This window comes from Chitinispirillales bacterium, from assembly GCA_031254455.1.
Classification (GTDB): Bacteria; Fibrobacterota; Chitinivibrionia; order Chitinivibrionales; family Chitinivibrionaceae; genus WRFX01.
The window spans coordinates 11,032-27,093 of the sequence record JAIRUI010000070.1; the positions used below are offsets into that span (position 1 = coordinate 11,032).

10 protein-coding genes are annotated in these 16,062 nt (G+C 41.1%); 7 read left to right on the forward strand and 3 right to left on the reverse strand.

All coding sequences use genetic code 11. The annotated features are described in order from the left end of the window. Positions 1-57: 57 nt before the first annotated feature. The 7 genes from LBH98_04735 to LBH98_04765 all read left to right on the forward strand — a co-directional run bounded on the left by LBH98_04735 (position 58) and on the right by LBH98_04765 (position 9,281). Positions 58-996 carry a glycosyltransferase family 2 protein gene (locus LBH98_04735; protein ID MDR0304062.1) on the forward strand — a complete coding sequence of 313 codons (939 nt, stop codon included), beginning with the start codon at positions 58-60 and terminating at the stop codon, positions 994-996. Then, a complete protein-coding gene (locus LBH98_04740) occupies positions 993-2,339 on the forward strand; it encodes a hypothetical protein (GenBank protein MDR0304063.1) in 1,347 nt (448 codons plus the stop codon). The genes LBH98_04735 and LBH98_04740 overlap by 4 nt, the downstream gene beginning before the upstream one ends. After that, positions 2,332-3,240, forward strand: coding sequence for a GTPase Era (era, locus tag LBH98_04745; GenBank protein MDR0304064.1), 909 nt, complete (start codon positions 2,332-2,334; stop codon positions 3,238-3,240). The genes LBH98_04740 and era overlap by 8 nt, the downstream gene beginning before the upstream one ends. A 4-nt stretch (positions 3,241-3,244) precedes the next feature. After that, the gene (locus LBH98_04750) at positions 3,245-3,859 is read left to right on the forward strand and encodes a hypothetical protein (GenBank protein ID MDR0304065.1); all 615 of its coding nucleotides are present in this window, start codon (positions 3,245-3,247) and stop codon (positions 3,857-3,859) included. Between the two features lie 90 nt (positions 3,860-3,949). Beyond that, positions 3,950-5,671 carry a hypothetical protein gene (locus LBH98_04755; GenBank protein MDR0304066.1) on the forward strand — a complete coding sequence of 574 codons (1,722 nt, stop codon included), beginning with the start codon at positions 3,950-3,952 and terminating at the stop codon, positions 5,669-5,671. Continuing rightward, the gene (locus LBH98_04760) at positions 5,668-7,512 is read left to right on the forward strand and encodes a TRAP transporter large permease subunit (GenBank protein ID MDR0304067.1); all 1,845 of its coding nucleotides are present in this window, start codon (positions 5,668-5,670) and stop codon (positions 7,510-7,512) included. The genes LBH98_04755 and LBH98_04760 overlap by 4 nt, the downstream gene beginning before the upstream one ends. A gap of 32 nt (positions 7,513-7,544) precedes the next feature. Beyond that, positions 7,545-9,281, forward strand: a complete 1,737-nt coding sequence (locus LBH98_04765) for a proline--tRNA ligase (protein ID MDR0304068.1) — start codon at positions 7,545-7,547, stop codon at positions 9,279-9,281. A 58-nt stretch (positions 9,282-9,339) separates the two neighbouring features. Here the strand turns inward: LBH98_04765 and LBH98_04770 are convergent, their stop codons facing one another. The 3 genes from LBH98_04770 to rfbB all read right to left on the reverse strand — a co-directional run bounded on the left by LBH98_04770 (position 9,340) and on the right by rfbB (position 16,062). After that, positions 9,340-12,051, reverse strand: coding sequence for a T9SS type A sorting domain-containing protein (locus LBH98_04770; protein MDR0304069.1), 2,712 nt, complete (start codon positions 12,049-12,051; stop codon positions 9,340-9,342). Between the two features lie 98 nt (positions 12,052-12,149). Then, entirely contained in the window at positions 12,150-14,912 is a 2,763-nt protein-coding gene (locus tag LBH98_04775; protein MDR0304070.1) for a hypothetical protein, read from the reverse strand. An 88-nt stretch (positions 14,913-15,000) separates the two neighbouring features. After that, on the reverse strand, positions 15,001-16,062 hold the full coding sequence (gene rfbB / locus LBH98_04780) for a dTDP-glucose 4,6-dehydratase (protein ID MDR0304071.1): 1,062 nt from the start codon (positions 16,060-16,062) through the stop codon (positions 15,001-15,003).

The window sequence follows — 16,062 nt, forward strand, 5'->3', positions numbered from 1 at the left end:
ATTTTTGACAATAAAGTATTTTTGCGTAAAATTTATAAAAGACGAAAGGGATTTATCTTGAGAATTTCCGTTGTCATTCCGTTATATAACGAAGAAAAAAGTTTAAAAGAACTTTTTGAATCAATTAAAAAAATAATGACGGAAAACGAATATGAATACGAAATTATTTTTGTCGATGACGGCAGCGACGACAACTCGCTTAGCGTAATAGAAGAAATGGCTGCAACAAACGCCGATACGGTTAAAGTAATAAGTTTTGGAAGAAATTATGGGAAATCTGCAGCTTTAAGCGTTGGGTTTGAAACGGCCGTCGGCGATTACATTGTTACAATAGACGCGGATTTACAAGACGACCCGTCGGCGATTCCCGAACTTATAAAAAAAATCGAGCAAGGATTCGACTTGGTTTCCGGATGGAAAAAAATACGTCAAGACCCTGTTTTCACCAAAAACATCCCGTCTAAAATATTTAACATTACAGTTTCTATGATGTCCGGATTAAAACTGCATGATTTTAACTGCGGACTTAAAATATACAAAAAAGAAACGGCGAAATCACTTGAAATATACGGTGAAAGGCATAGATTTCTTCCTGTCTTAGCTTATTGGAACGGATATAAAATCAGTGAATATCCGGTTCCTCATCATAAACGGCTATACGGAAAATCAAAATTCGGGTTAAATCGATTCTTTAACGGAGCGCTTGATTTCGCAACTCTTTTGTTTTTGAAAAAATATATGAGAAATCCAATGCATTTCTTTGGCATGATAAGTTTTTTCCTTATATTTCTTGGCTTTACAATCCTCACGTATTTCGGCATTATCTGGATAATAACTTTTGAACTGCATATACGTCCGCTTTTGCTTTTGGGAGCGACCTGTGTCATTGTAGGGGTGCAATTTTTTTCTATCGGGCTTTTAGGCGAAATGATAACAAACATGAACAGAGAAAGAAAATATGCGATAAAGAAAACGGCAGGTTTTAATAAATTATGAGAAAAAACGATGACGAAAAAATAAATATCCCTTTGAGCAAATTTCTGATGATAGGTTTCCTTTGTTTTTTTGCGTTTCATTTTTTTGAAAAAGGAAAAGAAAACAAAATGTCGTCGCAAAAAGACAGTACTGTCGTTTCGGTGAAAGAAAAACCTGTAAAAAAAATTTCTTCCGACGTAAAAATTCCGAAAATGAACTTTGATGATATATGCAAAACACTGCAGCAAAATCATCCCGACTTTACTCAAAATTGCGATACGGTAAAATGGCAAAAAAGTCAAATTATTCGTTATTTCAGTATAGACACCGCACTTCAAAAGAAAACATTGTCGCTTGTCAAACGCTCAAATCCAAAATACGGAGCGGCGATTGCCGTTAATCCGAAAACCGGACAGATCTTGGCTATGGTTTCTTACAACGACCCGGAACTTCCAAAAATCGCAGATAATTTATGTTTATCAAATAAATTCCCGGCCGCATCTATTTTCAAAACAATTACCGCCGAAGCGGTTTTTGAAACTACAAATATTACCTGTTCAACGCAAATATATTATGTAGGAGAAAATACGACTTTATACAAGCGGCAATTTCTTCCAGAGAAATTCCCTGAAAATTCAAACAGCGCATCTTTTGCCGAAGCCTATGCAAAATCAATAAATCCGGTTTTTGGCTGGCTCGCGATTCATGAAATAGGCCGTGATAATTTGTACAAATCAGTTCAAAAATTTGGATACAATACGAAAATTCCGTTTGAAATGCCTACAGATATTAGTTATTTCCCCGAAACGACAATATCAAATACAAACGATTCCATAAATCTTGCAGAGTTAGGATGCGGTTTCAACAGTGAAACGACATTGACGCCGCTTTTAGGCGGACTTATTGCGGCTACGATTTCCAACGGCGGAGTAATGATGACGCCTATGATTATTGACAGCGTGACCGATATGTCGGGTAAAAAATTGTATTCCGCCGCGCAAAAAAAATGGAGAATCTCCGCCGCTCCCGACATTTCAGACAGTATAAAGTATATTATGCGGCAGACGACAAAAATCGGTTCGGCGAGAAACGCGTTTTCTGCGATTAAAGATTTTTCAAAACAAAAAGATATAATTTTCGGCGGAAAAACAGGGACAAAGGACTCCGACCTTGGTAGAAACGAATGGTTTGTCGGATTTGCGCAAGACGTTGAAAACGATTTTTCAATAGCGACAAGTATATGTTTTGTGCAAAAACCAATGTTTATATTGCGACCTTCGCAAGTTTCTGCAGACATGATGCTTGAATACATAAGAAAAACAAGAAAACAAATAAATGAAACAAAGAGGCAAGAAAATGGATAATGAAAATAGTTATTCCGCATTTTTGGCTATTATAGGACGTCCGAACAGCGGAAAATCTACGCTTATGAATGCGGTTTTAGGTGAGAAACTCGCCATTGTTTCGCCTATGCCGCAAACAACTCAAAAAACTATGCGGGGAATTTACACTAAAGAAAATATGCAGATTATTCTCATGGATACGCCCGGAATTCATAAAGGGAAACATCTTTTGAATAAACTTCTTTACGAGCAAAGCGTCTCTATTCTCAAAGACGCCGGAATCGATATTATTTGCTATCTTGTCGATATGTCCAGAGATTTCGGCGAAGAAGAGGACGATATTGCACAAAAAATAGAAAAATCAAAAACTAATTCGAAAATACTGGTTATTTTCAATAAAGTCGATAGAATCGCCATAGAAAAAGGTATGAAGAAATTAGAAGAATTTAACAACCGTTATCCGTTTCTTTCGAACGCTCCAAAACTTCATCTGAGTGCGTTGGCGGAAAACGCCGCCGAAAAATTTATAGAATTTGTAAAACCGTTTGTTCCACAAAATCCAATGTTTTACCCGCCCGACGAAATAATCGACTGTAATATGCGTTTTATGGCGGCGGAATGCATAAGAAAGCAAATAATAGACTTGACCGAACAGGAAGTCCCGCACTCGGCGTTCGTATCGATTCTACAATATAAAGAATCTGAAAATTTACACGAAATCACCGCAGACATACACGTTGAAACAAGCGGGCAGAAAGCGATAATTATCGGTGAAAACGGGCGTATGATCTCGCAAATTCGGACAAACGCGCAAAAACGTATGAGAGGCATAAGCGGCATAAAAACAAAATTCTCGCTTTTTGTGAAAGTTACTCCGAATTGGCGCGAAAAAAAGGATTTTCTTGCCGATGCAGGATTCTGAGAAAATGAAGTTTTTATTCGTTTTTGTTTTTGTTTTCGTGTTGTCTGTTTTTGCCCAAAATTTTCGCGATAACGAAGTAAAAATTTCCGATTCGCTTTACCAAAAAACCGTTGAAAAAGAAAGCAAATATTTTTCTATAAATCAAACTGAAGCCGTAAACAGATATTTCGTTTGCAACTGTGAAAATTTTGAAATTTCATACGAAAACGGAATCAAAATTCTGAAAGATTACGAAAATTACGAAAATCGGTTCAAATATATTCTAAAATCGCAAAAATCAAGAGAAAGTTGGTTTTTCGTACTTGGAATCCCGCTTGTCAAAACTTGGCTTTGGGGAAACGTTTTGGAAAAAACCGGCGAAACTTTTGCCGAAATTTCATTTGTACAGACTAAATCCGAAATAAATTATTCCGATTCCGTAAAATCAATGGCAGTAATTGAGTTTGACAAGTTGGTTTTGCAATGGAATTTAATAAAAATAGACGAAGCGAATTCTCGATTTTGTTTGACTGCCGCAGCGCAACCGCAAAAGCCGGTTCCGCAGTGGCTTATAAAGACCGCGTTAAAAAAAATAATCCCTAAGACGCTGCGTGGAATAAAAAGCCGTGAGAAGTCGTAATTTCTCAAATTTAACCTGAAATACAAACAAATACTTTCTATGCAAAGAAAAATATTATTTTCAGAATAGAATTTATTTTTGGAACATATTTTGGACGATAAAAAACTAATCGAAAAACATTCTTGCGCGATAACGCTTTCCGATATGGAAATTTTTATCTTTCCTGAAATTTTATATGCTTTAGTTTTGGCTAATTCAATGTCAAGCGTTATTTGGGAGTGGAAAAAAGACGTTTGGTTTGCAGATTTGGCGTCAATGAACGAACACCGTAAAATTATGCGCGTAAAGCAGTTTATTATGGACAAATTTATTTTCAATTTAGATTTGGACACTTGGGGACTTACGACAAAACAGACGGAATTGTCAAGATTTTCGGAATTTATCGACAGAGACGTTTTGGCGAAGAGCAACGCACTTTTCGGCTATGAAGGCGACAAATATTATTTCGATATCGATATTCGTAAACACTTCGGGCTGGAAAAATACGACAACGACGTAATTCCATACTGGAAAACGGAAACCGTCGAAGCAATGGAGGCTTTTAAGTTTCGTAAAAACTTTTTGACGGGCGCCGGCGAATGTGTTTCGTTATCGACCATGTATGCGGCGGCGCTTTTTGTAATCGCCGACATCTCTTTAGAAAAAATCCACTTGCTCGCCACTCCGCTTCATTCGCAAAATTTCATAGATTTACACGACGGGATCATTACAAACAACCGAAGAACCATAACAAAAACTATGTGGTTTAACGGAACCGAACAATCGATTAAAGCGCGGCGAGCGATTGAAAATGAAAAGATTACTATTTTGGTGAATAATTACGGCTACGTACATACTATGTACGATACCGCCACGATGCCTAAAGAAAAATTTGAGGAAACGGCGAACGCTCTACGAAAATATCTGACCGTACAAATAAATTTTGAAATTTTTGTGAGTTTTTTGCGGGAAAATATCGACTATCAAAGACATTTTCAATTCTGTATAAAACATAAAGACAAGATTTTGTTTATAGAATCCGAGACGGTTTTTTCACAGGAATCTTTAAGTAAATCACGCGCCGGAACTACGTCTCATAAATCTCTTTTAGGTGAGATAGACGACGATAAATTCGTTGAAACCAAAATAGAAAATCGTTTGGTTTTGGAAGATTTCGAGGTTTTGCTCAAAAAGAATAAATTAGACCCAAAAAGCGCGCAAACAAAACGGTTCTTTATTGAAAATCTACAAAATTTTGTCGGGAATCCCCAAGTTTTTGCCGAAAAGATTGTAAACTTTTCTCATGTGGAACCGAAACTCCCCAATATTTCTAAAAAGAAGTTTGTGCAAACCGAGCCGATAATTTTGTCCGCCGCAAGCGGCAGACAAAATCTGATTTCGCAGATTTATGAGGCGGCGAAAACGAGTACGGTCGCAAATTTGGCGATAACCGCCTTTCGCGACATAAAAAACAGCGGATGGAAGCCGTTTTTGAAAGCGGCTTTCGAAAGAAATCCGGTTTGTTTTGACGGACTTAAATCGCATAATTTCGATGAGATTTACGAAATTCTCAAAAAATTTGAAAACGTTTCCATTTACAAAGAAGATTTTCGTCTCGCTCAACCAGACGAAGTCTGGAATTTTACACGCGGAGACGGTCTGGAAAAGGCGATTTTGCTCGCTTGCGTAATTTTCAGGAAGACGCGTGTCGTTGCGAAAATTAAAAATTATGATAAAACGGTCGAGGTCGCTTTTGAGCAAAAAATATTTTCCTTTGAAACAAATAAAAAAGTTTTGCCGATAGAAGATTTTTGCATCGGAGGATTTTTATGATAAAAAAAGCGATTAGGATTTTTCGCAAAACGGAAGACGTACTCATATTTTTGTGTATAATCGCAATGTTTATTCTTCCGGTTTCCGACATAATTTCACGGATATTGCGCACGACTGGAATAAAAGGTTCTGCAGATTTGCAGTATCACCTTGTTGTATGGATTACAATGCTTGGAGCGATGATTGCAAGCCGTCAAAAACAACATATATCGCTTTCGGCGCTTGCCGGCGTATTTCCCAAGAAAATAAAACGCATGAGTGATTTTTTTTGCGCGACAGTCTGCGGAAGCATAGCGTTTTCTATCGCATTCTCATCCGTCTCGTTCGTTCAAAACGCATTTTCTTCCTCGCATAAACTTGCCGGCATAATTCCCGTTCAAAATTTTATGGCGGTTATACCCGTAGGATTTTTCGTTATTGGGCTGCGAAGTATCGTACGTTCAAAAAAAATATTGACGGCGTTCGCATTTGCCGTATCTCTATGTGCGCCCGTTTTGCTGGCGTTTTGTCCGTTTGAATTGATAAATGGAATAACGATTCTCTTAATAGTCGTAATTCTTGCGGCGACTGTTTTGGGGTTGCCGATATTTGCGGCTCTTGGCGGAATTGCCGCACTTTTGTTTTTTGCAAGCGACGCTCAGACTTTCAAATTGTTCGGAATTTTGTCGCTTGCAGATTTCCCCGTAATCGCAAACGAAGCGTATTCGGTCTTAACCTCTCCGATTTTTCCGTCAATTCCACTCTTCACTATAGCGGGATTTATACTTTCAGAAAGCGACGCCGGCAAACGATTAGTCAATTTTTTCCGTTCTTTTTTGGGATCTATCCCCGGCGGAACGGCGATTATGGCGGTTTTGGTATGCGCCTTTTTTACCGCTTTTACCGGAGCGTCCGGCGTGACAATTTTAGCGCTCGGCGGAATATTGCACATAGTTTTGACAAAACAAAACTACGGTGAAAAATTTACTACCGGCTATCTTACCGCAAGCGGAAGTATCGGACTTTTATTCCCGCCGTCACTACCGATAATCCTTTACGGAGTTCAGTCGCATACTAACATAAAACACCTGTTTGCCGGAGGGATTTTTCCGGGTATAGTGTTTATTTCCGTCCTCGCCGCGTACGCGATAATATCGCAAAAGAAAAGTCTGCGGGAAAGAATTCCTTTCGACGCAAAAATTTTTGCAAAATCCTTATGCGACGCCGGCGGAGAAATAATTCTGCCGATTATTATTCTGCTTCTGTTTTTCAACGGAATCGCCGTAATTGTAGAAACAGGCGCGATTTCTGTACTTTACCTGCTTATCTTAATTGTTTTTATCCATAGAGATTTTTCACTGAAAGGATTTGCGAAAGTAATAATAAAATCCGCTCCGATAGCGGGAAGCGTACTTATTATTTTGGCGATGGCGAAAGGTTTGTCGTATTATATCGTAGATGCGCAAATTCCGGAAATCCTTACCGATTGGTGCAAAGAAAACATTCAATCGAAATTGATATTTTTGCTGATATTAAACATAGTTTTACTTATCGCCGGATTTTTTATGGATATATTTTCGGCGATTGTCGTTCTTGTTCCTCTAATTTTGCCGATAAGCCAAGCGTTTGGAATAGATTCGATTCATCTTGGAATAATTTTTCTTGCGAATATGGAATTAGGGTATTTAACACCGCCTGTCGGACTTAATTTATTTTTGGCGTCCGTGCGATTCAAAAAACCGCTAACCGAAATCTACAGGTCGGTTTTGCCCTTTATAGTCGTTATGTTGGCGGCTGTTTTACTTATAACTTACGTTCCGGAGATAACGCAATTCGGCGTGGATTTGTTTACAGGAAAATAAGTTCGTGGAAATTAAAATTAAAGGAGATTTTTATGCGTTTTAACGAAGCGTTTATTTATACACTGCGCGAAGATCCGTCAGAAGCGGAATTGGTAAGCCACAAACTTATGACGCGCGCCGGAATGATTATGAAAGTGTCGGCCGGAATTTACAATTACCTTCCGCTTGGGTATAGGGTGATTAAAAAAATTGAAAATATAATCCGCGAAGAATTGGCAAAAGAACATTGCGCAGAATTGCTTATGCCGACGGTTGTTCCGGCGGAACTTTGGCGGGAAAGCGGCAGATGGGGTTATTACGGAAAAGAATTGTTGCGTTTTAAAGATAGAAAAGAAAACGATTTTTGTCTTGGTCCGACTCACGAAGAAGTAATTACGGACATAGCGAGAAGGTCGATGAAATCGTATCGTGATTACCCGCGAAACTTATATCAGATTCAGGGTAAATTTCGTGACGAAACGCGTCCGCGATTCGGTCTCATGCGCGGTCGAGAATTTATTATGAAAGACGGATATTCTTTTCATACTAACGAAGAATGTTTGGACAAAACGTATTGGAATATGCATGCGGCATATACGAGAATCTTTACGAAATTGGGACTTAAATTTCGTTCGGTGGAAGCTGATTCCGGTGCGATCGGAGGAAGCGTTACGCACGAATTTCACGTGCTTGCCGACAGCGGAGAAGACAAAATAATATTCTGCACAAAATGCGATTATGCCGCCAATTCGGAAAAAGCGTCAAAACAAATAAACGATAATTTTGCGCAGGCAAATAACGAAATCGCACTTCCTCAAGACGTCGAAACGCCAAATAAAAAGTCAATTGAGGAAGTATCGCAGTTTCTGAAAATTCCGCAAGAGAAAACCATAAAGACGCTTCTTTACGTTATCGACGAAGATAAATTAGTTGCGGTTCTGATTCGCGGCGATTTGGAATGTAACGAAGTAAAATTGCGTAATTTCTTCAAAGGAAACATCATAGAAGCCGCCGACGAAAACCGTTTGCTTGCGGACGGATTCGCAGTAGGATTTTTGGGACCTGTAGGCTTTAAAAGCGATGTGAAAATAGCGGCGGATTATTCCGTTAAATCGGTAATTGACGGTGTTATCGGGGCAAACAAAAAAGATTTTCATACTATTCACATTTTGCCTAAACGCGACTTGCCCGATTTGGAATACGACGACTTTTCGTTTGCGGACAAGGGTGATTTGTGTCCTGTTTGCGGCGGCTTGTTAGACGTTTGCAGAGGAATTGAAGTCGGGCAGGTATTCAAATTAGGAACAAAATATTCCAAAGCGATGAATATGACGTATATTGACGAAAGCGGCGAAAACAAAACTCCTACGATGGGATGCTACGGCATCGGCGTCGGACGAACGGCGGCGGCGGCGATAGAGCAAAATCACGATGAAAACGGAATTATTTTTCCTATTGAAATAGCGCCTTTCTCTGTTTCGATTTTGCTTTTGGACGCCGAAGATAAACAAGCCGTAGAAATAGCCGAAAAATTGTATCTCGATATTGAAAACGCCGAAACGGGAATCGACGCGCTTTTTGACGATCGCCAAGAACGCCCGGGCGTAAAATTCAAAGACCACGATTTGATAGGAATACCGATACAAGTGATCGTAGGAACAAGGGGAATAAAAAGTGGAACCGTAGAGGTGAAAATCCGCGAAAACGCAACGAAAGAATCTGTCGCAATTGATAAAATTTTTGAATACGTCGTGAAAAAAATCGAAGAATTAAAAAGAAAGATTACATAAAATGCTTGTCGCCTTAATTGCACGACAAGCACGTATGTAATTTCCAGAAAACTTCTTTCTACAACACAAGCGATTTCAACGTCGTCTTCATCTGCTTGTTGTGAATGCGAATCATATACATTCCTTTCGCGACGTTGCCGAGAGAAAGAGTGTTGAGACCGGCGCGCAGATTCTCGTTCTTAAACGACTTAATAATACGTCCGTTTATGCCGATAACGTCAACGGTGTAAATTCCGGACGCCGAAAGATTGAGTTTAAGCGCGTTGCCCGACATCGCTTGAACCGAAATTCTCTGCATAACCGCTTTTTGTCCGTTTGCTATACCGACCTTTATTCCCTGCGTCTGTTCGCCGCTGTAAAGAGTAAAATCCTTTATAGAAAGCAAAGTTTTCGGGTCTATTTTCGGAAATTCTTTTCCGCTGGGTTCGGGAATTTGGATTGCGACCTCAATACCTGTAATCGTTTTTGTAAAATCGGTTCCTTGCGCGTGCAAACCGACCAAATCCGGATAATCCGTACCGACGTACTGATTTCTCTGGAAAGCGCTTATCGGAATTTGTCCGCTTTCGACTTCGCGGCTCAAATTACTCAAAGTTATTTCATACGGATAACCTTTATCGAACTCGTCGTTTGTAATCAAGCGAATCGTGAGCGGAGCGGTAGTTTTGTATGTTAAAGATATATGGTCAAATTCAAATTCACCGGCATCGCCGTAAATAGAGTAGCCTGCGTCTTCGGATTGATCCTTGATTAACGTCGTAGTGATTTCCGCATCTGTAATATTGCCGATAATTTTGGGCTTGTTTGTAATCGATTTATTTTCGTACGTAAAAAATTCCCAATCGCCGATATCGGTAATTTTTTTCTCGTCTTTACCGACTTTTACTTTCGCGACAAGCGATTTCACGTATTCGATAGTCTGTTTTCCACTGTAAAAAAACGCACCGTTATTAAGTCCGTGATCACGAATTTTTTCCCAAGTTTCAATCCTGTCCTCCCAACTATTCCAATTATTCTTTACTACTAAACCGTAAGCGTCTTTGTTGGCGTCGTTCATAAGCGTCGCGTAATCGTAAATCGGAGTAAAATAATCGGTGTGACAGCCGATTTGAAACGGCGCTTTCCCCCCTCTCATGCGTTGATCAAGCGAATATTCCATCGTTTTTATAGCGATGTTTTTCGGCGTCCCGTAAAGAATAAACAAATTGAAATCGAATCCGGTAATTTTCCCGTTTTTCATCCACTCGTCACGATCTTCCTGCGTAGGCGATTCACCCTCTCCTTCAGCGATTAGTTTGTGATTTTGCCAAACTTCTTCACGGTATGCCGGAGGAACGATCAAAACGGCGACCGGAATCTGCCAAACGCCGTAGGGAAGCGAATCGAAATTACTTTTGTTTTCACCCGCCATTCTCTGCCACGCGACATTCGGCGAACCGTTGTCCATAGTGTAGGGCCAAAGTTGATTAGTCCCGTCCATATTGTATTCGTAACCCTCTTCGTTGCCGCAGTCATACAAATATCCCAAATCTTTCAACGCGTAAAACAAACCGGAACTTACCTCCAAACGCGGAGCGCGGAAAGCGACACAAGTTCCTTTCGCCGCCGAAAGTCCGTAAGCGTCCGTCAATTCCCTTTCCGCAAGCGAAATAAGTCCTTTCCAAGCCTTTGCCGAAAGTACTTTGCCGGCATATCCTTTCCAACCCATATATTGCCAAATATTACCGTCTCTTTGACCGAAAGCCTCCGCTTCGTTTGTGATGAACGTTTCGCCGTCCGGCATAGTTACTGTATCTATTTTCGACGCGTCATAGCCCTCGCCGCCCCAAAGCCCAAACCCGTCGAGATAGGCTTCGCCGCCGTCAGGTAAGGACGATATCGGTTCTCCCTTTTTGTTTGGAAGCGGAGAGTTGGTTTCCATATGGTCGATAGTGTGATTGCCTATTTCATGTCCTAATTCTATCACCTCGGCAAATACTTCTTCAATGTAGCCGCGAGTGAAAAGTTTTGAATAATCCTTTGCCGCATCCGCCGCCTGATCGTTAAAAATCGCATATTCCCGTCCCCAAGTTACCGAAATTTTTGAATGTCTTGATCCCCAAGCGGTTCCCGAAGCGTAAAATTCTTCGTTGGGTACGTAATATCCGTATTTTGATTCTCTGGACTGCCAATCGATCGGAAACGCCGAAACGATAAGTCCCGTAATCACGTTGAAAGTCATCGTAATCGGGCTGCCGTCGCCAAGATTGTGTTTAAATATTTTATCCGTAAAAGGTCTTACCATAGTCCAAGCGTCCGAATTGTCGGGAGTTTGGTTGTTTGTCGCAGCGTCCGCAATCCAATCGGTGCAAGCATAAATTACGTCGTTATAAAGAACCGTGTCAGAATATCCGCCTGGCTTATTCGGGCTGTAATAAGGAGCGGCTCCTCTGCTTAAAAGCATAGGCGACGACGGATCCCATTTGGAACAACCGGGATTATTGCGTCCCGCAAGACTGTACGCGGCCCAGCCCATCCCGAAACCGCCCTCTTTAATTTTTAACTCGTTTTTATTTTGCGTAGTAACCCAGCCGCCTTCATCCCGCAAACCGCCGACCCAGTTTACAGAAGCAAATTGTCCCGCGGTCGTCGTAGGACCTTCGTAATTAGTGCCTTTTTTACCCGAATACGCGTTGTCGTCCCAAATAAAAGCGACGATTTGTTTTATGGTGTCTAACCCCCCCCGCCGGAAGGCGGAAGCGGAGATGGGAAATTGTAATTTTGAGCGCACACTAAAAAAGCGGATGCCAGCGCTAAAAGCGCCGACATCTTTATACTGTCCGATTTGAAAAAGAATTTTCTTAACATAGAAGTTTCCTTTGTTTTTGACTACAATACAAGCGATTTCAACGTTGTCTTCATCTGCTTGTTGTGAATGCGAATCATATACATTCCTTTCGCGACGTTGCCGAGAGAAAGAGTGTTGAGACCGGCGCGCAGATTCTCGTTCTTAAACGACTTAATAATACGACCGTTTATACCGATAACGTCAACGTTGTAAACTCCGGACGCCGCAAGATTGAGTTTAAGCGCGTTGGCCGACATCGCTTGAACCGTAATTCTCTGTACAGCGACTTTCTGTTTACCTGTTGCAATGCCAACCTCAATGTCTTGCGTCTGTTCGCCGCTATAAAGAGTAAAATCTTTTATCGAAAGCAAAGTTCTCTGCGATTTGTTTTCAGGAACCTGAACGGCGACCTCAATCGCAATAATATCTTTTGTAAAATCGGTTCCTTTCGCATGCAAACCGACCAAACTCGAATGATCGGCGCCGACATATTGATTTCTCTGAAAAGCGCTTATAGGAATTTGTCCGCTTTGCACAAAACGACTCATATTCGCTACGCTCGCGTCCCACCCGTTGAGATTGCCTAAGGTAATTTCATACGGATACGCCTCGTCAATCGGATCGTCGGTAATCAAGCGAATAGTTAACGGCGCACTGGTAGAATAAGAAAGCGAAATATGGTCGAATTCAAAATCGCCGGCATCACCGTAGATAGCGTAACCGGCGACCTCGGTTTCAGACGCTTCGGTATTTATTTCGGCGTTTACAATATCGCCGTCAAAATTATCTGAGATTGCCGTGGATTTATCTTCATGCGAGAAAAATTCCCACCCGCCGATATCGGTAATATTTTTTTTATCTTCGCCGACTTTTACCTTTGCGACAAGTTCTTTTACGTATTCAATCGTTTCTTTACCGCTTTTAAAAAGCGCGCCGTTTAAAATTCCGTAATCGCGAATATCTTCCCATACGTCTTTTCTGTCCGACCAACTGTTCATATTTTCTGTTATCACTAATCCGTAACTTTTTTTGTTTGCGTCGTTTAATAGCGTCGCGTTGTCATAGATCGGGGTGAAATAATCGGTGTGACAGCCGATTTGGAACGGCGCTTTTCCGCCGTTCATACGCTGGTCGAGCGAATAGCGCATCGTCGCTTTAGCCGCTTCTTTGCTCGCTCCGTAAAGAATGAACAAGTTAAAGTCAAAACCTGTGATTTTTCCGGTTTTCTTCCAATCCACTTCTTCTTCATCTGAAGGAGAATCGCCTTCTCCGGCTCTAACTTTTTTGTGATTTTGCCAAACTCCGTCGCGGTATAATTCCGGAACAATCAAAACGGCGACCGGAATTTCCCAAATACCGTACGGAAGCGAATCGAAATTACTCATGTCTTCACCTACCGCTCTCTGCCATGCTACGTTTGGAGAGCCGTTATCCGTCGTGTAGGGCCACAGATGGTTAGTTCCGTCCATATTGTATTCATAACCTTCTTCGTTACCGCAGTCGTACAAATATCCCAGATCTTTCAAAGCCCAGAACAAATCGGAATTAACTTCCAAACGAGGAGCGCGAAACGCTATACAATTTTTCGCCTGCGCCGATATATCGTAAGCCGCGGTCAACTCTGTTTCGGCAAGGGATATAAGACCTTTCCAGGCATTTTTCGAAAGTACTTTACCGGCGTAGCCTTTCCAACCCATATATTGCCAAACGTTACCTTTTCTTTGTCCAAAATCTTTTGCTTCGTCGGTGATAAATTTTTTTCCGCTTGGCAAAGTTACTGTGTCGATTTCGGCATTGTCCATCCCCTCGCCGTTCCATTTCGCAAAACCGTCCATATATGCCGTACCGCTGCCATTACCTGGCGCATTACCAATTGCGGGGTATGCGTTTCCCGCCGCATAAGGAAGCGGAGAGTTTGTTTCCATATGGTCGATTGTGTGGTTTCCTATCTCGTGACCTAATTGCATTGTTTCACGGAATACGTCTTCAAGAAAAGAAAAATAAGCGAGTTTTGACTGGTCTTTAGAGTTTGCCGCCGCCGCGTCGGTATAAATACCGTACTCTCTTCCCCAAGTTATCGAAATTTTTTGATGTCTTTCTTGCGGCAACGGTAAAGGATAAAATTCATCGTTAGGCACATAATATCCGTATTTGGACTCTCTTGCCAAATAATTAACAGGAAACGACGGAACTATAAGTCCAGTAATCACGTTAAAAGTCATCGTAATCGGACTGCCGTCATCATTGGTTTTTATCGGAGTAATACTTGAAAGGTCTCTAACTTTTTCCCAACCTGTATAATCTTCCGTAGAGGATTCAGGAGATGTTCCTTTCGACATCCATCCTTTCGCTCTCCATATAGCGTCTTTGTATATCACTTCATCGCCTGTACTCCAATTTTCTACGAGATAATTCCAATACATCGTTTGTAACGGTTCATAGCCGGCTAACGACTTTGCCGCCCACGCCATACCGTAATCGCCTTCTCTAAGGTTGTCGTTATTGAATGAGGTTTTACTATAAAGTCCTCCGGCCTCCAATCTTAAACCGCCCGTCCAACTATTATCGGCGAACGCCTTGTTTGACGTCGGGAAATTACTACCCTCGTAGTTTGTTCCGTTTTTACCGGAATACGAATTATCGTCCCAAATAAAAGTAACGTATTGCTTTACCCCCGCAGTGTCGCCCGTCGGCGGCATAGGAGACGGAAAAGCGTAATCATAAGGTCCGGCAAACGACAATACCGCTGCAAAAATAACGGCAAGCCCCCCCCCCCCCCCAATTAAACAAGTATTTTTTAACATACAAACCTCCATGAAAAATTTTTGTTTTATATCACGTTAAAGAATAATACTATATAAAAAATAATACAAAAAAGAAAAAATTGCTTAATTATCTTTGAAAATAATTTCTATTTATCCAATTTTTGTATTCGCCGCTTTTTATGTCCTCTACCCATTGTCTATTATTCAAATACCACCGCGCCGTTTTTTTCAGTCCGTCGTCAAACGAATATCTTTGTTTCCAGCCTAATTCCCTTTTTATTTTTGAACAGTCGATAGCGTATCTTCTGTCGTGTCCCGGGCGGTCTTTTACAAAAGTTATCAACTTTTTGTGGCAGTCTTTGTCTTTGCCTTGAATTTGCGCGACAGTTTCGCACAAAACGTTGACCAATTTAATGTTTTCCCATTCGTTTTCTCCGCCGATATTATAACTTTCACCCGTTTTTGCGTTGTTCATGATAGTCCAGACGGCGCCGTTGTGATCTTCGACAAAAAGCCAGTCGCGGATATTCTTTCCGTCGCCGTAAACGGGAAGCGGTTTTTCGTCAAGCATATTTTCAATCATCACGGGAATAAGTTTTTCAGGGAATTGATAATATCCGTAATTATTCGAGCAGTTTGAAAGCGTAACCGGAAGCCCGTAAGTATGAAAATACGCGTTTACCAAATGGTCGCTGCTCGCCTTTGAAGACGAGTAAGGACTTCTCGGCGAATATGGGGTGGTTTCGGTAAAATATCCGCTTTCGCCCAAACTTCCGAAAACCTCGTCGGTACTTACGTGATGGAACAGTTTACCGTCAAAATTCTTCCAAAAATTCTTTGCGCATTCCAACAGATTAAAAGTTCCCAAAATATTTGTATTTATAAAATCCGCAGGTCCCAAAATCGACCTGTCCACGTGGCTTTCCGCGGCAAAGTGAACGACGGTGTCGATACTGTACTTTTCAAACGCCCGCTTAACCGCGTCGATATCGCAAATATCGCCTTTGACAAAAATATAGCGCGTATCGTTTTGCAAATCCGCCAAATTTTGCAGATTTCCCGCATAAGTCAGTTTGTCGAAATTAACGATTTTTCCGTCAAAAGTCGTTTTTGTCAGCAAATATCTAATGAAATTCGAGCCGATAAATCCCGCGCCGCCCGTGACCATAATATTTTTCAGACTTCTCAT